The organism is Carnobacterium sp. TMP28, assembly GCF_047553015.1.
Classification (GTDB): domain Bacteria; phylum Bacillota; class Bacilli; order Lactobacillales; family Carnobacteriaceae; genus Carnobacterium_A.
Window position 1 is genome coordinate 858,343 of the sequence record NZ_CP180212.1, and the last position, 22,305, is coordinate 880,647.

Below are 22,305 nucleotides of genomic sequence, written 5' to 3' on the forward strand. Positions count from 1 at the left end.
ATTATTTTTACATAAAATTGTTTCAGTATTAAGAATAGGTGGTGAGGGATATGATCGAATACAAAGGGATAACGTTAAAAGAAGCTACATTAGAGGACATACCTTTCATAGAAAGTTATGTATTGGAGGACCATCAGTATGCAGATATGCCAATAAAGGCAATGACGACTAGTATTCACGAAACACAAAAATATCCTATTTTGATTTTAAATGAAGAAAGTTTAGTGGGTTTTTTCATTTTGCAAAAAAATAAGCTCATTGAAATTTTTCCAATGAGTGATACTAGTTTATTTTTAAGAGATCATTCTATTGATGAACGATTCCAAGAAAAAGGATTTGGCAAATTATCCATCGAAGCACTGCCTTTTTATATAAAAGATCGCTTCGATAATATAGACGAAGTAGTTTTGGCTGTTGATTATGATAATCTTAGTGGCCAGATGCTTTACTTAAAAACAGGATTTAAAGATACAAAAAAGCGATATAAGGAAAAAAATAGTTTTAAGTTTATCTACTCTAAAAAATTAAAAAACTCGTCAGAATAAAGCAGATTTTTTTGATAAAAGAGAGAATGTAGCATACGTGCTAGAGATAATTTTTTAGCTTATAGTATTAAAAGTCAATTAGAATAGAAATCATTCGTTAAATTGCTCATAATAAATGGCGAAGGAGCGACTTGACAAGAGTATTTAAGTTTACTATAGTAGTTTAGAAAGAAAAATTAAATAGAACAACCATCACAAAGGGGTGCTGTAAAGCTGAGACTGAATCTTTGATTCTAACCCTTCGAACCTGTTCGTTAATACGAGCGTAGGGATTGTGACGGGGCAATTGATTAATAAAACAATCATTTTAGCTCCTCCTTTGATGTGTGGCACTGTTCAGCACATTAAGAGGAGGTTTTTTTTATGGGAAGTATTAGTTTACGTGTATGGATTGAAGGTACAATTGTTGCAGCGATAGCGATTGTTCTATCTATAATACCTACTAATATTGGAACAGGCTTTACTATTTCGCTGGGGATGATTCCTTTGGTTTTGTATTCACTTAGAAGAGGGACGATTGCGGGCTTAGCTGCTGGGTTTTTATGGGGAATTTTGCATTATCTGACTGGTAATGTGGCCATCTTGAGTCTAGTACAAGGATTTGTTGACTATTTTGTAGCGTTTATGTTTGTTGGGATGGCAGGATTATTTGCAAAACCAGTCCAAGCTACAATAAAAAATAACCAACCAATTAAAGCAGTTTATTTTATTGCCCTTGCAGCATTAGTAGGAACGATTGCCCGCTTTTTTTGGCATTTTGTTGCTGGATATTATTTCTGGGGAAGTTATGCTCCCGAAGGAATGAGTCCAGTATGGTATTCATTTATTGCAAATGGAAGTAGCGCACTTGCCACAATGATCGTTACGGTAATGGTGTTGATTTTACTAAATAAGACAAGCCCCAATTTATTTTTACCACGAGATAAAAAAAATGAATTTAAAACAAAAAAATTGTAAACTTAGTACTCACTAAGGAATAACTTCAATTCCCATGGTATTACTAGTAATAAATGATAGAACATAGTAAGATTAGGAAAAAACGATTTGAAGGGATTGCTTATGCAACTATTTTTATCTGTTACTTCCATTATTATTACGTTAAATACTTTTTTTGCTATTATTACAGTCTTTAGAGAGAAGCGTGATATTGCAGCAACTTGGGCTTGGTTAGTCGTGTTGATGTTCTTACCTGTTATGGGTTTTGTCTTTTATTTATTTGTTGGAAATAAATTATCAAGGAAAAAGATTTTTGATATTAAAGCTCAAGAAAGTATAGGTATGTTTGAATTAGTACAAGCGCAAAAAGAAATGTTAGCAGATGATGAAGACTTACTTTCTAGTAAGCAAGCCTCTGAAAATGCTAAAGAAATGGCGAGTTTATTTCTTGAGAGTGATGAATCTATTTTGACTAAAGGAAATAAAGTTCAATTATTTACAGACGGAGCAGAAAAATATGAGTCACTAATTGCGGATATGTATCGTGCTAATCATCATATTCACTTAGTTTACTATATATTTAAAGATGATAAAATTGGAAGAAGAGTATTGACGGCATTAGAAGATAGGGCAGCTGCAGGAGTAGAAGTTTTAGTTATCTATGATGCATTAGGTTCACGTTCGCTTAAATCCAATTTTTTCAAAAAATTAGAATCTTTAGGAGGCCGTGCAGAATCTTTCTTCGGCTCAAGTCATAGCATAATAAATCTAAGGTTCAACTACCGTAATCATAGAAAAATTGTTATTATTGATGGTAAAATTGGATATACTGGTGGATTTAATGTAGGAGATGAATACCTAGGAGAATACAAAAAGTTTGGATATTGGCGTGATACCCATATGAAAATTGAAGGAAATGCTGTTTTGCCATTGCAAAGTAGATTCTTAATGGATTGGAATGCAACCGTTACTCACCACAAATTGGAATATCAGGAAAATTATTTTCCTCTTATAAAAAAACAAGGAAAAACAAATATGCAAATTGTATCAAGTGGCCCAGATACAGAGATACAACAAATAAAAAAAGGGTATATAAAAATGATCAGTATGGCAAAAGAATCTGTTTTTATTCAAACACCTTATTTTGTTCCTGATGATTCATTATTAGAAACGCTAGAAATAGCAGTAATGTCAGGAATAGATGTTAAAATTATGATTCCTAATAAGCCAGATCATCCTTTTATTTATCGTGCAACAACGTATTACGCAGCTGAAATGATTGCTGCTGGAGCGGAAGTATACATTTATGATAATGGCTTTTTACATGCTAAAACAATAGTTATAGATGGAGAGATTTGTTCAATAGGGACGGCTAATTTTGATGTAAGAAGTTTTAAATTGAATTTTGAAGTTAATGCGTTTATTTACGATCCTGAAGTAGCTAAACAACAAAGAGATATTTTTTATAAAGATATTGAAAAAAGCTATTTATTAACTCAAGAAATGCTAGATAACCAATCAAAATGGTTGAAATTTAAGCAGGTTTTTTCTAGATTATTTTCTCCAATTCTATAAAATATACATAAAAAGACTTCCAGATTTTGGAAGTTTTTTTATGTATATTTTTAAATGATTAGGAATAAAAGTAATATAAAAACAAGATATTTTTAGCTAGTTCGTTCAATAAAAAAAACTTAAATTTGATAAAGTAGACTATTTAATGGATAATAGTATTATATTATATGAGTTTTTTTTATAAAAAAACGAAAATTAAAAAAGAGGGTGGATGCAATGATTGAATTTAAAAATGTATCAAAAGTCTACAAAGGCGGTAAAAAAGCTGTAGAAAATATCAACCTTTCTTTTAATAAAGGGGAATTTATTGTTTTTATCGGTACGAGTGGTAGTGGAAAAACAACATCTATGAGAATGATTAATAGAATGATTGAACCTACGTCTGGCCAGATTTTAATTAATGGTGAAGATATTATGAAACAAGATCCAGTGAAATTGCGACGTAAAATTGGTTACGTTATTCAACAAATTGGCTTAATGCCTCATATGACAATATTTAATAATATTGTACTTGTTCCTCGTTTAATGAAGTGGCCCCAAGACAAGCAAAGAGCAATAGCAGAAGACCTCATCAAAAAAGTAGACTTACCTTTAGATTTTTTAGATCGTTATCCATCCGAGCTATCTGGAGGTCAGCAACAAAGAATTGGTGTTATTCGCGCACTAGCAGCTGATCAAGATATTATTTTAATGGATGAGCCATTTGGCGCATTAGATCCGATTACAAGAGATTCCTTACAAGAATTACTTAAAGAATTACAAAAAGAATTAGATAAAACAATCGTATTTGTCACTCACGATATGGATGAAGCCTTAAAATTAGCAGATAGAATCGTTATCATGCAAGAAGGAAAAGTCGTTCAATTTGATACTCCGGATAATATTTTATCAGCTCCAGCTAATCAGTTTGTTGAAGATTTTATTGGCGAAGATCGCTTAATACAAGCAAGACCAAATATCCAAACAGTTGAACAAGTTATGTTGAGAAATCCAGCATCTGTTACACCTGGAAAATCTATTTCAGATGCAATTAAAATTATGCGTGATCGACGTGTAGATACATTATTGGTAACAGATGACGCAGGTGTACTTAAAGGTTTTGTTGATATTGAAAGTATCGATTTAAACAGAAAAAAAGCGACGAGTGTTGGGGATATTATGTCTAACAAAGTTTATTTTGTAAGAAAAGAAACTCTTTTGAGAGATACTGTTCAGCGTATTCTAAAACGTGGCTTTAAAAACGTACCTGTTGTAGATGAGAACGATCACTTGGTAGGAATTGTTACACGCGCATCGCTAGTGGATATTGTTTATGATACAATCTGGGGCGATAGCGATGAAGCTGCTGTGCCTAACGAAAATAAGATGGAATCGATGACGATAACAGAAAGTAAAGAATAGGAGGGAAGAGACATGGCTGATTTTTTTGCAAACAATGGTTCTGACCTATTGTTAAAAACCTGGGAACACCTTTATATTTCTATGATTGCTTTATTTCTTGGAGTTATCGTAGCAGTTCCTTTAGGGATTGTCCTAACTCGGTTTAAGAGATTATCATCATTTATCATTGGAATAGCAACTATTTTACAAACGGTTCCCTCTTTAGCTCTATTAGCTTTGATGATTCCAATTTTAGGTATTGGAAAAATCCCTGCCATCGTCGCATTATTTATCTATTCATTACTGCCAATTTTAAGAAATACGTTTATTGGGGTACAAGGAGTAGATGCAGGTTTAAAAGATGCAGGTAGAGGTATGGGAATGACAGATATAGATTTAATACGGCTTGTAGAATTGCCACAAGCAGCACCTGTGATAATGGCTGGTATTCGTCTTTCTGGAGTATACGTGATAGCATGGGCCGCATTAGCTTCTTACATCGGAGCTGGTGGATTAGGAGACTTTATTTTTAATGGATTAAATGTGTTTAGTACTGAATTTATTCTTGCTGGAACGATACCGGTGACATTAATGGCATTAATAATAGATTTTTTATTAGGAAAATTAGAGGAAAAAGTAACACCCGCTCAAGCATAAAAACATAGGAGGTTTTTAAATAATGAACACAATCAATACAGTTAAAAAAATTGTGATTCTTCTTTTTGCAACTGTTGTATTAAGCAGTTGTTCACTTCCGGGCTTAGGTGGTGGGCTTGATGGAGAAGGTATTATCATTACGGGAGGTACGACTTCTGAAACACAGATTTTAGCTTTTATTGTCGAGGGTATGGTTGAGCACTATTTAGATATTGATGCAGGAATTATCAATAACTTGGGTTCATCTACACTAAATCATCAAGCATTAATTGGTGGAGATGCAAACGTGTCAGGGGCTCGTTACACTGGGACTTCTTTAACAGGTGAATTGGCTTTAGACCCTATAACAGATCCTGTTAAAGCGTTTGATACTGTTGTAGAAGGCTTTGAAGCAGAATTTAATCAAAAGTGGTTTCCAAGCTATGGTTTTTCAAACTCATACGCATTTATGGTGACAAAAGAAACTTCTGAAAAATATGGACTTAAAACAATTAGCGATTTAAAAGATACTGTTTCAGAACTTAACTTGGGAGCAGATACTTCTTGGATGGAAAGAAAAGGTGATGGATACGATGCTTTCGTAGACACATACGGCTTTGACTTTAATCGTGTTTACCCTATGCAAATTGGCTTAGTTTATGATGCTTTAGAGGCAGATAAAATGGACATTGTTCTAGGTTATTCAACAGATGGAAGAATAAAAAGTTATGACTTAGTTGTTTTAGAAGATGACAAACAGTTATTTCCACCGTATGATGCTAGTCCTGTTGCATCAAATAAAGTTTTAAAAGAATATCCAGAATTAAATGATATTTTATTGAAATTAAAAGACACAATCTCAACAGAAAAAATGCAAGAAATGAATTATAGTGCAGACAATGATTTGTTAGAACCTAAAACAGTTGCACGAAATTTTCTTGACGAAAATAATTTCTTCGAAGATAAAAAGGGGGCTGAATAACGATGGATGTTTCAGAGTTAGGCCTATGGGAACAGTTGTGGTATTACTTTAGTGAAAATGGTTTTTACATTTGGGAGCAATTTTTACGACATTTTTTAATCTCTATCTACGGTGTCCTTTTTGCAGCAATTATCGGTATTCCGATAGGATTTTTGATTTCCCGTCGAGGAAAATTAGCAAATTGGGTTATCGGAATAGCTAATGTGATTCAAACGATTCCATCATTAGCGATGTTATCCATTTTGATGCTTGGACTAGGACTTGGTACGACAACAGTTATCGTTACCGTATTTTTATATTCTTTATTGCCAATTATTAAAAATACGTATACGGGAGTAAGGAATGTTGATAGCAATGTTTTGGACTCAGGAAAAGGTATGGGGATGACAAGGTTACAAGTAACTTTTATGATTGAATTACCGCTATCACTTTCTGTTATCATGGCCGGTATTCGCAATGCACTGGTTGTTGGAATTGGTATCACCGCGATTGGAACTTTTATTGGAGCAGGAGGCCTAGGAGATATCATAACGCGTGGGGTTAATGCTACTGATGGAGGAGCAATTATACTATCTGGTGCTATACCGACAGCATTAATGGCAATTATCAGTGATTTTGTGTTGGGAATAATTGAAAAAAAATTAGATCCTACACGTAAAGTACGTGGCTGAATAGTAAATAGTGAATGGCAATGATGGCTATTCTAAAAAGAGACAACCATAAGATAATGGTTGCCTCTTTTTAGATAGAATAATAAAAAATAGATAAGTATGACCTACTTAAGTGAGTAGTATTATCTACTAAAGAATAGGTAGTTGTCAGATTCATACAAGACGAATATGGCGAATATCTTTGTAGGAAAGCATATGAGTTAGTTGAGAATTAGTATTTTCTAAAACAAGCATGCCACTTTTATTTTGAAAATAACAGATTGTCCCATACTTTTCATTGATTGATAAATTGTGGTCATTTTTATTTATTTGAAGAATGATAGGCTTTTTACGGTCATAAGCTTGGGATAAAAAAAGTAAAATTTGGTGTTCCGGCATTTGAGATAAAGATTTTATGGCAGCAACTTTTTTTACTAAAGAAATTTTTTTACTGAAGAAAGTAGAATACTGCTCAGCTAATTTTTTTTCCATATCGATTCCCCCGAACATTTGTTTGATACTTTTATTATACGAACAAACGTTCCTTTTTGCAAGTCTTTTGAAAATAATTAACGATAAAGTTTTCTTTCATTAATTTTCTAGCTATAATAGAAAGAGAAATGTAAAAATAGATAAGGTAAGTAAAAATAGATAAGGTAAGATGAGGAGTTTTATAATGACTTACAAGATAATGACCGATGCTTGTTGTGATTTACCATTAAAATTTGTGGAAGAGAATGATATTCATGTTATTAATATGACAATTAATTTGAATGGGAATGAGTATCTAGATGATTTAGGCAAAACGTTTGACAGGGAAGCCTTTTTTCAATCAGTAAAAAATGGAGAAACTGCGACAACATCGCAAATAAATATTGGAACGTATATAGAAACCTTCAAATATTATATCGAAAATAATGAACCTATTCTTTATTTAGCTTTTTCATCTGGATTAAGTGGCTCTTATAACAATGCACTAGCCGCTGCAGAGATGTTGAAAGAAGAGTATGGCTCAATTGATGTGACTATTGTCGATACTCTAGCTGCTTGTCTTGGAGAAGGATTATTGATCTACGAAGCGGTGCACTTAAAAAAAGCGGGTAAGTCATTGCTAGAAGTGACACAGTGGATTGAAGAAAATAAGATGAAACTTCATTCATGGGTGACTGTAGAAGATATCAAGCACCTAGAAAGAGGTGGACGTATTTCAGCCGTATCAGCAACATTAGGGACATTGTTGAACGTAAAGCCTATTATTATTATGAATCCTACAGGTAATTTAGTGCCATTTGCAAAAGTACGCGGACGTAAAAAATCTTTGCAGTATTTAGTACAAAAAACAATTGAAGGTATAATAGAGCCAGAAAAACAAACACTTTTTATTGGGCATGTAGGTGTACCTGAAGAAGCTATGTGGATAAAAAATGCAATTTTAGACAAGGTAGCAGTAAAAGATATCCAAATTTATCCCTATGGTCCAACAATTGCTTCTCATACTGGTTTTGGATCTGTGGCAGTATTTTCATTTGGTGAAATAAAGAAATAAGATTGGTTTATTTAACCCTTCTACATTGTAATATTGGCTAAAAAACGGTATAATAGTATGAGTGTAAGTTTAAATATGTTGTTGAACAATAGCTGGAAATAAGTTGTTTGTAGAGATAAACATAGAAACAAAAAAGAGTAAATTAAGTAAAATGGTGTTTTTCTCAAAGAAAAAACTACTAAATTTTTTCACTATTTGAGTTAAACGTATTTACTTAATAAAATAGAGTACAACGGTTGGGCGACAGCTTTCAAGGATGATTCTTCAAGGGGTGAGAAGAAGTCTTTTTAAGCACGCCTATTTTTTATTTCGAGGAGGTGAGATAATGAGTTTAGAAACTGTAGAATATGTTAAGAAAGCAGAAGAAAAAGCAGCTAAGCTTGAATTAGATAGTGCGAGTGAAATAAAAAGTATAAAAAACGAAGCACAAGAAGTCATTGAAGAGAACAAAAAAAAATTATCCTCAGAATTAAAAAATTACGAAGATGTACAACAAAAAGAATACGATAAAAAAATTGCTTCTATTAAAGAAGATATAAATAAAGTAATCACAGTTGAAGTAGGAGAAATGAAACAGTCCGTTCAGAGGAATAAAGCAAATGTAGTTAATGACATTGTTAAGGAGGTCGTCAATCGCTATGGCAATAGCTAAAATGAAAAAAGTAACGCTCTTGGCTGAACAAACAGATAAAGACCTTCTACTAAAAGCAGTACAGGAGCTACAAAGACTAGAATTATTTGATTTATCTACTTTAGAAGAATCAACGCTTCTTGATTACTATTCTAAAGAAAAGCCAGCAAATGAAAGAATAGAATATGAAGAACGATTAAAAAATATTCAGTATTCTTTGACTTATTTAAATCAATACATCCCTAAAGCAGGAATGTTTGTTAAATTAAAGTCGGGTAGAGAAGAATATACGCTGGAAGAACTTGAAAAATCAATTTCTGTTACACGATTGAAAAATATTTGTGATGACGTCTCAGAAAAAGAAAAAGAGCTTATCATTTTAGAACAAAAGCAAAAAACGCTAAATGAAGAAGAACTATTTTTGCGTAAGTGGGAACCTTTAAGTTTTAATCCCAATGACTTGACTAAATTCAAGTTGACTTCAGCATTTGTTGGAACAATTTCTTCAGGAAATGTATCGGATTTTAAAGAAGCTTTAAAAGAATCTGAAGCTAATTATATGGATGAAATTTTTCTATACAAAGATGAGGCAGCGTATTTAATTATTACTGCAAAAGATAATGAAAAAGTAATCGAAGAAGTACTAAACCAGTTTCAGTTTACTAAATTCACTTATCCTTACAAATCGTTGCCTAAAGAAGAGCTACAAAAAAATAGGGCTGAAAATAAAGTACTACAAGAAAAAGAGCAAAAATTGAAAAAAGAATTACTGCAATTTTCTCCTCAGTTAAAAGAATTACAATTGGGAGAGGAATATTATTACAATTTACACCAAAGAGAAATTGGAAAAGATCTTCTATTAAATGGCAATAGCCTCTTCATACTAAATGGTTGGTTAGAAGAAGAACAATTTTCTGATTTAAGTCGGCTTTTAGACGGGCATCTTGGAAAAGAAAATTATGCTATTATCTCAGAAGAGATTAAGATGAAAGAATTCGATAGCGTCCCTGTTGTTTTAAAAAACAATAAGTTCGTAGAGCCATTCGAAAGTATTACTGAAATGTATAGTTTACCTAAATACGATGACATTGATCCAACGCCATTCATGATGCCTTTTTACTTAGTATTCTTTGGAATGATGAGTGCAGATGTAGGATACGGGTTGATTCTGATGATTGGGACACTTGCTGCTCAAAAATTATTTAATCTTGATCGTGGAATGGCTAAATTCATTCGCTTTTTCAATCTATTATCGTATTCTGTAATCGCTTGGGGATTGATTTATGGTAGCTTTATGGGTTACGAATTACCAATTCAATTATTATCTACGACATCTGATGTTATAACGATCTTGATTGTTTCTGTAATTTTTGGTTTTATTCAGTTAATCTACGGATTGCTGATTAATAGTGGAGTGAAATGGAGAAAACAGCAACGTGCGTCTAGTTATGTCGATGGTATGGCATGGGTCGGAATTCTTCTAGGCATAGGTTTACTAGTGTTAGGAATGATGGTATTTGATAGCCCAATTCTTAACTTAATTGCTTACATTCTAATTGGCGTAAACGTTGTTGGAATTGTTTTTGTAACGATGTTGTCATCTGAAAGTAAAGGTTTGGGAGCTGCACTTGGCTTGTATAATATTTATGGAATAACCGGTTACGTCGGCGATTTAGTTAGTTATACAAGACTGATGGCTTTAGGTATTTCAGGTGGAAGTATCGCAGCAGCATTTAATATGATTGTTGATTTCCTTCCACCAGTGGCTAAGTTCACTGTTGGGATTCTATTGTTTATTGCTCTACACTCTTTAAATATCTTCTTAACTTATCTGAGTGCGTATGTGCATACAGCAAGATTACAATATGTTGAATTTTTCGGTAAATTTTATGAAGGTGGCGGACATGCACTTAATCCGTTAAAAACGTTTGAAAAACATATTTATTTAAAAAAAGACAGTAAATAAGTACTAACTTTAAAAAAACAAAACACAATAATGGAGGAATTTTATAATGGGAAACTTGCTAACATTTTTAACTGAAAACAACGGTGGTTTATTTTTTGCAGCAATGGGAATTGGATTCGCAACAATCTTTTCAGGAATCGGTTCAGCTAAGGGTGTAGGTATGACTGGTGAAGCAGCAGCGGCACTAACAACGGAACAACCAGAAAAATTCGGACAAGCTTTGATTCTACAATTATTACCAGGTACACAAGGACTATACGGATTTGTTATTGCCTTCTTAATTTATTTGAATACAGGCGTTGATACAACACTTGCTCAAGGATTATACTTGTTAATGGCTGCAATGCCTATTGCATTTACTGGCTTATTTTCAGGTATTGCTCAGGGGCGCGTTGCTTCAGCAGGTATCCAAATTTTAGCTAAGAAACCAGAACATGCAACTAAAGGTATCATTTTCTCAGCGATGGTTGAAACGTACGCAATCCTAGGTTTCGTAATTTCATTCTTATTAGTATTAAACGTATAGAAAAATTAAGTTACTTTCTATACAAAAAAGAAATTGATAAGAGTGGAGGGAAATCATGTCAGACTTAAAACTCATTACTGATCGTATGATTGAAAAAAAGAAAGCTGAAATACAAGAGACAATAAACCAGACTAGACTAGAAACTAAAGAAACAATTGCGCTAGCTACAGTAAAACTGGAAGAAGAAAAAGTAAAACAACTACACTTGATTGATAAACGTTTAGTAGAAGATTTTGAAAAAAATCAAACTAGTTTAGAAAATCAAAAAAGAAACGAGATATTGACTGAAAAGCAACATTTCTTGTACAACGTTTTTGAAGAAGCCCAAACAACTATGGAGCAATGGGATGAATCAACATTCCAACAATTTTTACTTTCTGTTTTAGAGCAATTTAAAACAATGGAAACCATTGAATTAGTTCTAGGTGAAAAATCTAGTCAGAACGTATCTGAAACTTGGATTAAAAACGCTGGTCAAAATGGTCTGCCTGTATCGTTATCTACTGAAACGATTAGCAGAAAAGCTGGGTTTATTGTTAAGGATAAAACAGGTATCCAGTATAATTTTTTATTTGATTCATTGATTACTGAAACCAGAAGTCAGATAATACCATCTGTTTCTAAAAAATTGTTTTAAAAAAAGGGGGAGAATAAATGGAACCAACAGCTTTTGCTGGGACTAATGCACGTATTCGTGTTTTCGAAAGTAACCTCCTTAAAAATGAACAATTTGAACGGATGCTACAGTCGCCTGATTTTGAGGAAGCACTAAGCGTGTTAAAAGATACACCCTATCGCAATGATGTCGAAGAGTTAAAAAGAACGAAAAATTACGATACACTGCTTGTGAACGAACTAAAAAGGATGTACGACGAACTGTTTACGATTAGTCCTGAACCAGCTTTAATAGAGTTGTTTTCATTACGCTATTCTTATCACAACTTGAAAGTCATGTTAAAAGAGAATTTAACACAAAATGATTTTTCTAGCATGCTTATACCGATTGGGAAAGAATCCATGTCATCTTTGAAACAAGCTGTAGAAACAGGTAAATCAGATGAATTAGGCCAAGAGTATCTAACTAGTATTCAAGAAGTTAAAACAGATTATGAAGAGTATCATAATGTTCAATCTATTGACATTATTTTAGACCGACGTTATTTTACTCATTTGAAAGAGTTAGCAAAAAGTACTAGAGATCCTAAAGTAGTTGATTTAATTACAATGCTAATTGACTTAAATAATTTATCTACATTGTCTAGAGCAATTAAACAAAAACGTTCTCAAAACTTTTTAACAACGATATTATCTAGTTCAGGAAGTATTTCAAAAAAAGAGTTGATTCAACTTGGAACTGAGAATTTAGTTGATGCAGGTAAGAAGCTTGCTGATGGGAAGTACAGTAATATTATTTTGAACTCGATTAACCCAGAAACGCAAGAATTATCACCTGTAAAACTTGATTTACAAACAGATAATGCCTATATGGAAAAGATGAAAGATGCTAAACTAGAAGTTTTCGGACCAATGCCGATGCTGGCTTACATCTATGCTAAAGAAAACGAAGTTAAAAACTTACGCTTAATTTTAGTAGGAAAAGAAAATAATCTTCCAATAAAAGAAATAAGAGAAAGGATGCGAATCATTTATGGCTTATAAAATAGGAGTAGTTGGCGATAAAGATTCCATTCTCCCTTTTAAAATTTTAGGGTTTAATATTTTTTATGCATCAGAAGCTAAAGAAGCTAGACGTATTGTAGACCAATTAGCCAAAGAAAACTATGGGATTATTTATTTAACAGAACCATTAGGAAAATTAATACCTGAAACAATCGAACGCTACGATCAAGTAGCTCAACCTGCTGTTATTCTAATTCCAAATCATTTAGGATCTTTAGATATAGGGAAAAAAAGAATTCAGCAAAATGTTGAAAAAGCAGTCGGACAAAACATTTTATAGGAGGTTACCAGTTTGAACAAAGGAAGAATTGTGAGTGTCTCTGGACCATTAGTTACGGCAGATGGAATGGAAGAGGCAAATATTCAAGATATTTGTAAAGTTGGTAAGCTTGGGTTAATTGGTGAGGTTATTGAAATGCGTAATGACGTAGCCTCCATTCAAGTTTACGAAGAAACATCGATGATTGGACCTGGAGAACCAGTAGAAACTACCGGAGAAGCCTTATCGGTAGAATTAGCTCCTGGAATGATTTCACAAATGTTTGATGGAATCCAACGTCCGTTAGACAAGTTTATGGAAAAAACAGATAGCAATTATTTAGTCCGTGGTGTTTCAATAAAAGCATTGAGTCGTACGGATAAATGGGATTTCACAGCAACCGTAGAAGTTGGAACTAAAGTAATTGCTGGTGATATCGTCGGAACTGTCCCAGAGACTAAAGTTATTCTACACAAAGTAATGGTGCCTTATGGTGTTGAAGGAACGATAACAAGTATTGAAAGTGGAAGTTTTGATATTACTGATACAATCTATACATTAGATACTGAAGATGGATCGAAAGAATTTACAATGTTGCAGAAATGGCCAGTAAGACAGGGCCGGCCAACAGCAAAAAAATTAAACCCAGATGCTCCAATGATTACTGGTCAACGTGTTATTGATACGTTATTCCCAGTAGCAAAAGGAGGAGCAGCAGCAGTACCTGGACCTTTTGGTGCTGGAAAAACTGTTGTCCAACACCAAATAGCTAAATGGGCAGATGTCGATTTAGTAGTTTATGTTGGATGTGGTGAGCGTGGTAATGAAATGACGGACGTAATCAATGAGTTTCCAGAATTGATTGATCCTAGTACTGGTGAATCGATTATGGAGCGTACGATTTTAATCGCTAATACTTCAAATATGCCGGTTGCAGCTCGTGAAGCCTCAATTTATACAGGTATAACGATTGCAGAATACTTTAGAGATATGGGGTACAGCGTGGCTATCATGGCTGACTCAACATCTCGTTGGGCAGAGGCCCTTCGTGAGATGTCAGGTCGTTTGGAAGAAATGCCAGGAGATGAAGGATACCCTGCCTATCTTGGCAGTCGTATTGCAGAATTTTACGAGCGTGCTGGTAAAATTATCGCATTAGGTACTGAAGGTCGTGAAGGAAGTATTACTGCCATTGGTGCAGTTTCGCCTCCGGGTGGAGATACATCAGAACCAGTAACGCAAAATACATTACGGGTAGCTAAAGTGTTTTGGAGTTTAGATAACTTATTAGCTCAAAAACGTCACTTCCCATCCATTAACTGGTTATCTTCTTATTCACTTTACTCAGCTGAATTGGGAACATTTATTGGAAACAAGTTAGAAAAAAACTGGACTGTTATGGTAAGAAGAACGATGACGCTATTACAAGACGAATCAGAATTACAAGAAATTGTTCGTTTAGTCGGCGTTGAATCTCTATCAGAAACGGATAGATTAAAACTTGAAGTATCTAAAATGATTCGTGAAGATTTCTTGCAGCAAAATGCTTTTGATGATGTTGATAGCTATACGTCAATCGAAAAACAGTATGGAATGCTCTCTACCATTCTTGATTTCCAAGATGAAGCATTAGCTGGCATGAAATTAGGTTCTTATTTCAATGAGATTATTGAAGGAACTGTGGCTGTTCGAGAAAGAATTGCACGTAGTAAATACATTCCAGAAGAAAGAATCAGTGAATTCAATCAATTAAAAGAAGACATTAAAAATACTATCCATCAAATCGTTGAAGAAGGGGGAATGGACTCAGATGCTTAAAGAATACAAAACAGTAACAGAAGTTGTGGGCCCCTTAATGGCAGTTGAAGGTGTAGAAGGCGTTAAATTCGATGAGCTAGTTGACATACAAATGCAAACTGGTGAAAGAAGACGTGGCCAAGTTTTAGAAATCAACGGCGACAAAGCTATGGTCCAGATTTTTGAAGGTTCAAGTGGAATAAATTTAGAAGATACAAAAGTACGTTTCTTAGGCAGACCACTTTCATTAGATGTTTCTGAAGATATGGTTGGTCGAGTATTCGATGGAATGGGAAGAATTAATGATAATGGTCCCGAATTAATTCCAGAAAAAACAATGGATGTAAATGGTGAACCGATTAATCCAATGGCGCGTGATTATCCTGATGAATTTATTCAAACAGGTATTTCGTCCATTGATCACCTGAATACACTGGTAAGGGGACAGAAATTACCTGTATTTTCAGGCTCAGGACTGCCACATAAAGAATTAGCAGCTCAGATTGCTAGACAAGCAGCTGTATTAAATTCGGATGAAGATTTTGCAATTGTTTTTGCAGCGATTGGAATTACTTTTGAAGAAGCAGAATTCTTCATGGAGGATTTCCGCAAAACAGGCGCTATCGACCATTCAGTAATGTTTATTAATTTAGCTGATGATCCAGCTATCGAACGAATTGCAACGCCAAAAATGGCTTTAACAACAGCTGAATATTTAGCTTATGAAAAAGACATGCATGTTCTTGTTATTATGACGGATATGACCAACTATTGCGAAGCCTTACGTGAAATTTCAGCAGCAAGACGTGAGGTACCAGGAAGACGTGGTTACCCAGGTTACTTGTATACAAACTTAGCAACATTGTTTGAACGTGCTGGTCGTTTAGTAGGTGGAAAAGGTTCCGTTACTCAAATACCAATATTAACGATGCCGGAAGATGACATTACTCATCCAATTCCAGATTTAACAGGTTATATTACTGAAGGACAACTTATTTTATCTCGTGATTTATTCAATAGTGGAATCCAACCTCCAATTGATGTACTGCCCTCTTTATCGCGTTTGAAAGATAAGGGTACAGGAGAAGGAAAAACAAGGAAAGATCATGCTGCAACAATGAACCAAATGTTTGCTGCTTATGCTGAAGGTAAACAGGCGAAAGAGTTGGCAGTTGTTTTAGGTGAATCTGCTCTTTCAGAAACAGATAAATTGTTTGCTGAATTTGGTGAACGTTTTGAAAAGGAATACGTAAACCAAGGTAATTACACAAATCGCTCGATTGAAGAATCGCTCGATTTAGCGTGGGAACTATTAGCTATTCTTCCAAGAACAGAACTAAAACGAATCAAAGATGAAATGTTAGACGAATACCTACCGAAAGGGGAATGAGTCTAAATGGCAAAGTTAAACGTCAACCCTACAAGAATGGAATTAACCATTTTAAAACAACGGTTAAGCACAGCAACTCGTGGTCATAAATTATTAAAAGATAAACAAGATGAATTAATGCGTCAGTTTATTACTTTAATCAGAAAAAATAATGTATTACGTTCAATAGTTGAAGAAAAATTAACGAGTGCGATGCAATCATTTGTAATGGCTAAGGCCTTACTAAATGAAAATTTTATTGAAGAGTTAGTAGCTATACCACCACGTTCGGTTGAATTAGAAATGTATCAAAAAAATATTATGAGTGTTTCAGTGCCGGTAATGAATTTTGGATACGATGAAAGTCAAGATACGAATGAATTGAAGTATGGTTACTTAAATTCAAACAGTGAACTTGATACGTCAATTGAAGAGATGTCTGCAGTGATGGCGGAATTACTAGAACTTTCTGAAATAGAAAAAACATGTCAGTTAATGGCAGATGAGATTGAGAAAACTCGCCGTCGTGTAAATGCTTTAGAGTACATGACAATTCCTCAATTAGAAGAGACAATTTATTTCATCCAAATGAAGTTAGATGAAAATGAGAGAGCAAACATAACTCGCTTAATGAAAGTGAAAGATATGGGCTAATCTCTAATGTAACTCCATTTTATAAAAGAAGTAGTATGACACAATTAGTGTTTATGCTGCTTCTTTTATATTTACATTGAATCAACTCTTGTTAATGAAGGAATATAAAAAAATGTTAATGAAGGAATATAAAAAAAGACATACACCCTTTCTGTTTTTTATGGTACACTAAAAAGACAAGCGCTTAGGACTAGTTAGTGAAAAAATACGTTAAATGTTTATATGTGAGGTGTAAAGAATAATGTCTCAAAAATTTTCTTATGAAATAATGGAAGAAATCGCAGTTTTGTCAAAGAATAGTAAAGGCTGGCAAAAAGAAATTAATTTAGTGAGCTGGAATGGCAACCCACCTAAATTTGATATTCGTGATTGGGCACCAAACCATGAAAAAATGGGTAAAGGATTAACGTTAACGAATGAAGAGATGGATACTCTGAAACTCTTCTTATCAACTTTTGAATAAAAGACTAACTTATTTTTTTAGAATGGAAAGGATTTTGACATGATAGATCGTGGACTTTTAATTGTTCTTTCAGGACCTTCAGGAGTAGGAAAAGGGACTGTAAGGAAAGCTATTTTTGAGCAAGAAGAAAATGACTTAGAATACTCTATTTCGATGACTACACGAAAAAAACGTCTAGGAGAAATAGATGGAATGGATTACTTTTTTAGAACGAAAGAACAGTTTGAAGAGTTAATTAAAAAAGACGGTTTATTAGAATATGCAGAATACGTCGGGAATTATTATGGTACACCACTAGAGTATGTCAATCAGACGTTGGCAAGTGGAAAAGATGTGTTTTTAGAGATTGAAGTTCAAGGTGCTTTACAGGTGCGAGAAAAAATGCCTGAAGGGATCTTTATTTTCTTGACTCCACCGGGATTAAAAGAATTGAAATCACGTATAGTGGGTAGAGGAACAGATGAATTAAGCGTTATAGAAAGTCGCATGGAAAAAGCTATTGAAGAAATAAATTTGATGCAGCACTATGATTATGCTGTTGAAAATGATAAAGTAGAAAATGCTGTTGCAAAAATTAAAGATATCGTTGAATGTGAACATTTAAAAGTTTCACGTGTTATCCATCGGTATAAAAAAATGATTGAGGAGTTGTAAAGTATTATGATGTTATTGCCATCTATTGATAGTTTATTAGAAAAAATTGATTCAAAATATTCGTTAGTTATTTTAGCAAGCAAGCGTGCACACGAATTGGAAGCAAAGGCTACGCCTATGTTAGATACTTACGAATCGCATAAAAATGTGGGTCGTGCACTAGAAGAAATTGACGCCGGAGATTTAGTTATTGATCCTACTACAGTTGGGCCTCAAGAGTAATTACTTTTATTTAATCGCTAATAATTTTTACATGTGCTCCAAAATAGGTATTTACCTGTTTTTGGAGTATTTTTATTTTAGTGACTCAAAGAATTACTGGGTTCACAAGACAAATACCTTATTTTTTAGTAAACTGTTATCAGGTATCATTCCTACTCTGTTGTATTTTGAAGGAGGTTAGTCAAAATGTTGAAAAATAAAAATATTGCGTTGTATGTTTGTGGAGGTATAGCATCCTATAAAGCTGTTGACTTAGTTAGACAGTTTATTAAACAAGGAGCAAATGTTAAAGTAGCAATGACAGCATCCGCTATGGAATTCGTAACCCCTTTGACGTTTCAAATAGTGAGTAAACACTATGTATATACAGATACATTTGTTGAAAGAGAAGAAGATAAAGTTAGTCACATCCATTTAGCAGACTGGACAGATTTAGCTATCATTGCACCTGCCACGGCGAATGTTATTGCTAAGGTGGCGAATGGAATAGCAGATGATTTTGTTACGACAACTTTATTAGCTACAACAGCTCCTGTTTTTGTTGTACCTGCAATGAATTCACATATGTTGGAGAATCCAGCAACTATTCGTAATTTTGCGACCTTAAGATTAGATAAGCGTTTTGTTATGGAACCAGAAACGGGCTTTCTGGCGGAAGGATACGAAGGTAAAGGTAGGCTGCCAGAACCGTTAACGATTGTTGATTCAGTCAAACAATTTATGATTTCAAGACAAGAAACACTGCCATTGAAAAATAAGCGTGTAATTATAACAGCAGGTGGGACAAAAGAACGCATTGATCCGGTTCGTTATATAACCAATGATTCATCTGGTAAGATGGGTTACAGTTTAGCGAGCGTTGCCAGAGATTTAGGAGCACAAGTAACGCTTATTTCTGCTACTAAACAATTGCCTGAACCTTTTGGAGTAACGGTTGTCTATGTAAGCTCTGCTTTAGATATGTTAGATGCTGTATTGAACGAATACGCATCAGCAGACATCGTTGTGATGGCTGCGGCTGTATCGGATTATCGTCCCAAAAAACAGGCTTCTAAAAAAATTAAAAAGAATGAAGAGCGGTTGACGATAGAATTAGAAAAAACAACAGATATTTTGTACCAATTGGGACACACTAAACAGCAACAGTTTTTAATTGGCTTTGCTGCAGAAACAAACAACCTTGAAAACTATGCTAAAGGAAAACTGGAACGTAAAAAAGCGAATATGATTGTTGCCAATGATGTATCAAAACCAAATAGAGGATTTAATCAAGAAACAAATGAAGTGACTATTTTTATGCAAAATAGTGAACCAGTTCAAATTTCGCTTCGCAGTAAACAAAAAGTTGCTGAAGAAATCTTTAAAGTAGCTATAGAGCAAATGATTAAGTGAGGAAGTGGTAAAGAGTGGTTTCAATTGCTAAGGTTATTGTAGATGTCCCAACGATGCAAACAAATAAACCCTACGATTATTTGATTCCAGCTGAATTTGATGAACAAATAATGCCTGGAATGCGGGTAGAAGTTCCTTTTGGACAAGGAACTAGAAAAGTTCAAGGATTTGTTGTTGAAATTACTCAAGCAAGTAATTTTGAGGGAGAGTTAAAAGCTATAGCTAATTTAATGGATTTAACAGCTGTTTTAGATGAAGAATTGCTGTTATTAGGACGTGAAATGGCAAGATGGACTTTTTCTTTTCAAATTACTTGTTATCAAACCATGTTGCCGGCTATGTTGCGCGCAAAATATGAAAAAAAAATAAAAATAATAGATGAAATACCAGAAAATTTATTCTATGAATTATTTAAAGGCAGAAATGAATTAACTTGGGATGAAGCGACGGAACGTGGATTGTTGCCTCAATTATTAAAGTTAAAGAAAAAAGAATGGGTTGAATTGTCTTACTCTGTAAAAAACCAAGCAAAAACAAAAAAAAGACGTATGGTACAATCTGATTTAAGCTTTGAGCAATTAGAAGAAGAGATTATAGGATTAGGTAAACGAGCTCCTAAACAGTCATTATTATTGAGACAACTTCAATTATTGACTAATGAATCGATTAGTACTACTGATATGAATAAAAAATATGGGATTTCTGTAGCTATCTTACGTGAAGCTGAAAATAAAAAATGGCTTTATTTTTTTGAAGAAGAAATCTATCGTGATCCATTCAAGCATAAAGAATTTAAAAAGACTGAGCCGTTTGTATTGAATGATACGCAAGAAAAAGCATTAAAACCGATTATAAAAGCGGTTAAACAGCACGAAAAAGAAGTTTTTCTACTTAAAGGTGTAACTGGAAGTGGAAAAACAGAAATTTATTTACAAACGATAGCGGAAACACTAAAAAATGGTCAATCAGCCTTAATGCTTGTACCAGAAATTGCTTTAACCCCTCAAATGGTTCATTCTTTTAAAGGACGATTTGGTGAAGCAGTTGCTGTTTTACACAGCGGCTTATCAATAGGTGAAAAATACGATGAATGGCGTAAAATAGAGAGGCAAGAAGCTAAAGTAGTTGTTGGCGCACGATCTTCTATCTTTGCTCCGGTTAAGAACATTGGTGTGATTATTATTGATGAAGAACATGAAGGAACGTATAAGCAAGATGAAAATCCACGTTATCATGCTAAAGACGTAGCGATTTGGAGAGCAGATTATCATAGTTGTCCAGTTATCCTGGGTAGCGCGACACCATCATTAGAATCACGCGCACGCGCTTATAAAAAAGTGTATACTTTACTTGAATTACCTGAACGAGTAAATAAAAAAGATTTACCCGTAGTGGAAGTTGTTGACATGCGTGAAGAAGTAAAATTGGGAAACCGTAGTAATTTTTCAATTGTCCTACAAGAAAAAATAAGAGATCGACTGGCTAAAAAAGAACAGATTGTTCTGCTATTAAATCGTCGTGGGTACTCTTCTTTTGTTATGTGTAGAGACTGCGGATTTGTTTTGCCCTGTCCTAATTGTGATATTTCCTTAACCTTGCATATGGATACAAAACTGATGAAATGTCATTATTGTGGACATGAAGAAGCAATACCTCGCATCTGTCCAAGTTGTAACGGACATAAGATTCGGTATTATGGTACTGGAACACAAAAAATAGAAGAGGAACTCCGTGATATCATACCAGAAGCAAGAGTGATTAGGATGGATGTCGATACAACCAGAAAAAAAGGCGCCCACGAAAAATTATTATCTGCTTTTGGGAATAAAGAAGCAGATATATTGTTAGGTACTCAGATGATTGCAAAGGGATTAGATTTCCCTAATATTACACTAGCTGGAGTACTAAACGCGGACACTGGATTAGGTTTGCCGGACTTCAGAGCAAGTGAACGGACCTTTCAATTATTAACTCAAGTGAGTGGACGAGCAGGAAGAGCCGAGTTAACAGGAGAAGTAATTGTTCAAACATTTAATCCAGAACATTATTCTATTCAGTTAGCTCAAAAACATGATTACGATGCTTTCTACCAAAAAGAAATGATTTTGAGACATAGAGGCAATTACCCACCATTTTATTTCACTATCTTAATTACGACAAGCCATACTGAAGAATTACAAGCTTCAAAAAAAATGCAAGAAATTGTAGAGTCCATTAGGCCAAATTTAAGTCCAGAAACAATCTTGCTAGGTCCTACACCAAAAGCAGTCGCGCGAGTAAATAATCGGTATTACTATCAAACAATTATTAAGTATAAACACGAACCAACTTTATTTAAGCAATTACAAGAATTATTGAATCAGTCACAAAAAGAGATGTCAAAAGGTTTACAAATCGCGATTGATTCTGAACCGATGCACTTTATTTAATAAAAGAAAGCGG

The 22,305-nt window shown here is 34.0% G+C and carries 23 protein-coding genes, 1 riboswitch and 1 other annotated feature; of the genes, 22 read left to right on the plus strand and 1 reads right to left on the minus strand.

Features of this window, described 5'->3' with window-relative positions; translation table 11 throughout:
- Positions 1 to 50 precede the first annotated feature (50 nt).
- The 7 genes from ACMHYH_RS04130 to ACMHYH_RS04160 all read left to right on the plus strand — a co-directional run bounded on the left by ACMHYH_RS04130 (position 51) and on the right by ACMHYH_RS04160 (position 6,725).
- Positions 51 to 545 (plus strand): GNAT family N-acetyltransferase, encoded by a 495-nt coding sequence (locus ACMHYH_RS04130; protein ID WP_414840087.1) that lies wholly within the window; start codon positions 51 to 53, stop codon positions 543 to 545.
- 188 nt (positions 546 to 733) lie between these two features.
- Positions 734 to 834, plus strand: a riboswitch (TPP riboswitch).
- 74 nt (positions 835 to 908) lie between these two features.
- Positions 909 to 1,502, plus strand: a complete 594-nt coding sequence (thiT, locus tag ACMHYH_RS04135; protein WP_414840088.1) for an energy-coupled thiamine transporter ThiT — start codon at positions 909 to 911, stop codon at positions 1,500 to 1,502.
- A 102-nt stretch (positions 1,503 to 1,604) separates the two neighbouring features.
- Complete coding sequence (gene cls, locus ACMHYH_RS04140; RefSeq protein ID WP_414840089.1) at positions 1,605 to 3,056, plus strand: cardiolipin synthase; 1,452 nt, start codon at positions 1,605 to 1,607, stop codon at positions 3,054 to 3,056.
- Between the two features lie 216 nt (positions 3,057 to 3,272).
- A complete protein-coding gene (locus tag ACMHYH_RS04145; protein ID WP_414840090.1) occupies positions 3,273 to 4,457 on the plus strand; it encodes a betaine/proline/choline family ABC transporter ATP-binding protein in 1,185 nt (394 codons plus the stop codon).
- 12 nt (positions 4,458 to 4,469) lie between these two features.
- Positions 4,470 to 5,093 carry an ABC transporter permease gene (locus tag ACMHYH_RS04150; protein ID WP_414840091.1) on the plus strand — a complete coding sequence of 208 codons (624 nt, stop codon included), beginning with the start codon at positions 4,470 to 4,472 and terminating at the stop codon, positions 5,091 to 5,093.
- A 31-nt stretch (positions 5,094 to 5,124) separates the two neighbouring features.
- Positions 5,125 to 6,054: an osmoprotectant ABC transporter substrate-binding protein gene (locus ACMHYH_RS04155; RefSeq protein ID WP_414840345.1), complete on the plus strand. Its 930-nt coding sequence runs from the start codon at positions 5,125 to 5,127 to the stop codon at positions 6,052 to 6,054.
- Between the two features lie 2 nt (positions 6,055 to 6,056).
- Complete coding sequence (locus ACMHYH_RS04160; RefSeq protein ID WP_414840092.1) at positions 6,057 to 6,725, plus strand: ABC transporter permease; 669 nt, start codon at positions 6,057 to 6,059, stop codon at positions 6,723 to 6,725.
- 153 nt (positions 6,726 to 6,878) lie between these two features.
- On the opposite strand, the gene ACMHYH_RS04165 is transcribed toward ACMHYH_RS04160, so the two are convergent.
- Entirely contained in the window at positions 6,879 to 7,196 is a 318-nt protein-coding gene (locus tag ACMHYH_RS04165) for a hypothetical protein (RefSeq protein WP_414840093.1), read from the minus strand.
- Between the two features lie 184 nt (positions 7,197 to 7,380).
- Here ACMHYH_RS04165 and ACMHYH_RS04170 point away from each other — a divergent pair, with 184 nt between their 5' ends.
- The 15 genes from ACMHYH_RS04170 (at position 7,381) to priA (ending at position 22,292) form a co-directional block, all read left to right on the plus strand.
- Entirely contained in the window at positions 7,381 to 8,250 is an 870-nt protein-coding gene (locus ACMHYH_RS04170; RefSeq protein ID WP_414840094.1) for a DegV family protein, read from the plus strand.
- A gap of 234 nt (positions 8,251 to 8,484) precedes the next feature.
- Positions 8,485 to 8,531: a sequence feature (sodium ion sensor (DUF1646 type); this cis-regulatory element may regulate processes involved in with the transportation of sodium ions), on the plus strand.
- 44 nt (positions 8,532 to 8,575) lie between these two features.
- A complete protein-coding gene (locus ACMHYH_RS04175; RefSeq protein ID WP_414840095.1) occupies positions 8,576 to 8,902 on the plus strand; it encodes a hypothetical protein in 327 nt (108 codons plus the stop codon).
- Positions 8,889 to 10,847: a V-type ATP synthase subunit I gene (locus tag ACMHYH_RS04180; RefSeq protein WP_414840096.1), complete on the plus strand. Its 1,959-nt coding sequence runs from the start codon at positions 8,889 to 8,891 to the stop codon at positions 10,845 to 10,847. The genes ACMHYH_RS04175 and ACMHYH_RS04180 overlap by 14 nt, the downstream gene beginning before the upstream one ends.
- A 46-nt stretch (positions 10,848 to 10,893) precedes the next feature.
- Entirely contained in the window at positions 10,894 to 11,373 is a 480-nt protein-coding gene (locus ACMHYH_RS04185) for a V-type ATP synthase subunit K (protein ID WP_414840097.1), read from the plus strand.
- 55 nt (positions 11,374 to 11,428) lie between these two features.
- Positions 11,429 to 12,010, plus strand: coding sequence for a V-type ATP synthase subunit E (locus ACMHYH_RS04190; RefSeq protein ID WP_414840098.1), 582 nt, complete (start codon positions 11,429 to 11,431; stop codon positions 12,008 to 12,010).
- A gap of 17 nt (positions 12,011 to 12,027) precedes the next feature.
- On the plus strand, positions 12,028 to 13,032 hold the full coding sequence (locus ACMHYH_RS04195) for a V-type ATP synthase subunit C (protein ID WP_414840099.1): 1,005 nt from the start codon (positions 12,028 to 12,030) through the stop codon (positions 13,030 to 13,032).
- On the plus strand, positions 13,022 to 13,333 hold the full coding sequence (locus ACMHYH_RS04200; RefSeq protein ID WP_414840100.1) for a V-type ATP synthase subunit F: 312 nt from the start codon (positions 13,022 to 13,024) through the stop codon (positions 13,331 to 13,333). Before ACMHYH_RS04195 ends, ACMHYH_RS04200 begins: the two co-directional genes overlap by 11 nt.
- A 12-nt stretch (positions 13,334 to 13,345) precedes the next feature.
- Complete coding sequence (locus ACMHYH_RS04205; protein WP_414840101.1) at positions 13,346 to 15,130, plus strand: V-type ATP synthase subunit A; 1,785 nt, start codon at positions 13,346 to 13,348, stop codon at positions 15,128 to 15,130.
- Complete coding sequence (locus ACMHYH_RS04210) at positions 15,123 to 16,499, plus strand: V-type ATP synthase subunit B (protein WP_414840102.1); 1,377 nt, start codon at positions 15,123 to 15,125, stop codon at positions 16,497 to 16,499. Before ACMHYH_RS04205 ends, ACMHYH_RS04210 begins: the two co-directional genes overlap by 8 nt.
- Before the next feature lie 6 nt (positions 16,500 to 16,505).
- Complete coding sequence (locus tag ACMHYH_RS04215; protein ID WP_414840103.1) at positions 16,506 to 17,132, plus strand: V-type ATP synthase subunit D; 627 nt, start codon at positions 16,506 to 16,508, stop codon at positions 17,130 to 17,132.
- 241 nt (positions 17,133 to 17,373) lie between these two features.
- On the plus strand, positions 17,374 to 17,595 hold the full coding sequence (locus ACMHYH_RS04220) for a YdbC family protein (RefSeq protein WP_414840104.1): 222 nt from the start codon (positions 17,374 to 17,376) through the stop codon (positions 17,593 to 17,595).
- 39 nt (positions 17,596 to 17,634) lie between these two features.
- Positions 17,635 to 18,249 carry a guanylate kinase gene (gene gmk / locus ACMHYH_RS04225; protein ID WP_414840105.1) on the plus strand — a complete coding sequence of 205 codons (615 nt, stop codon included), beginning with the start codon at positions 17,635 to 17,637 and terminating at the stop codon, positions 18,247 to 18,249.
- Positions 18,250 to 18,255: 6 nt separating this feature from the next.
- Positions 18,256 to 18,471: a DNA-directed RNA polymerase subunit omega gene (gene rpoZ, locus ACMHYH_RS04230; protein ID WP_414840106.1), complete on the plus strand. Its 216-nt coding sequence runs from the start codon at positions 18,256 to 18,258 to the stop codon at positions 18,469 to 18,471.
- 186 nt (positions 18,472 to 18,657) lie between these two features.
- Positions 18,658 to 19,863 (plus strand): bifunctional phosphopantothenoylcysteine decarboxylase/phosphopantothenate--cysteine ligase CoaBC, encoded by a 1,206-nt coding sequence (gene coaBC, locus ACMHYH_RS04235; protein ID WP_414840107.1) that lies wholly within the window; start codon positions 18,658 to 18,660, stop codon positions 19,861 to 19,863.
- A 14-nt stretch (positions 19,864 to 19,877) separates the two neighbouring features.
- A complete protein-coding gene (gene priA, locus ACMHYH_RS04240; RefSeq protein WP_414840108.1) occupies positions 19,878 to 22,292 on the plus strand; it encodes a primosomal protein N' in 2,415 nt (804 codons plus the stop codon).
- The last annotated feature ends 13 nt before the right edge of the window (positions 22,293 to 22,305 follow it).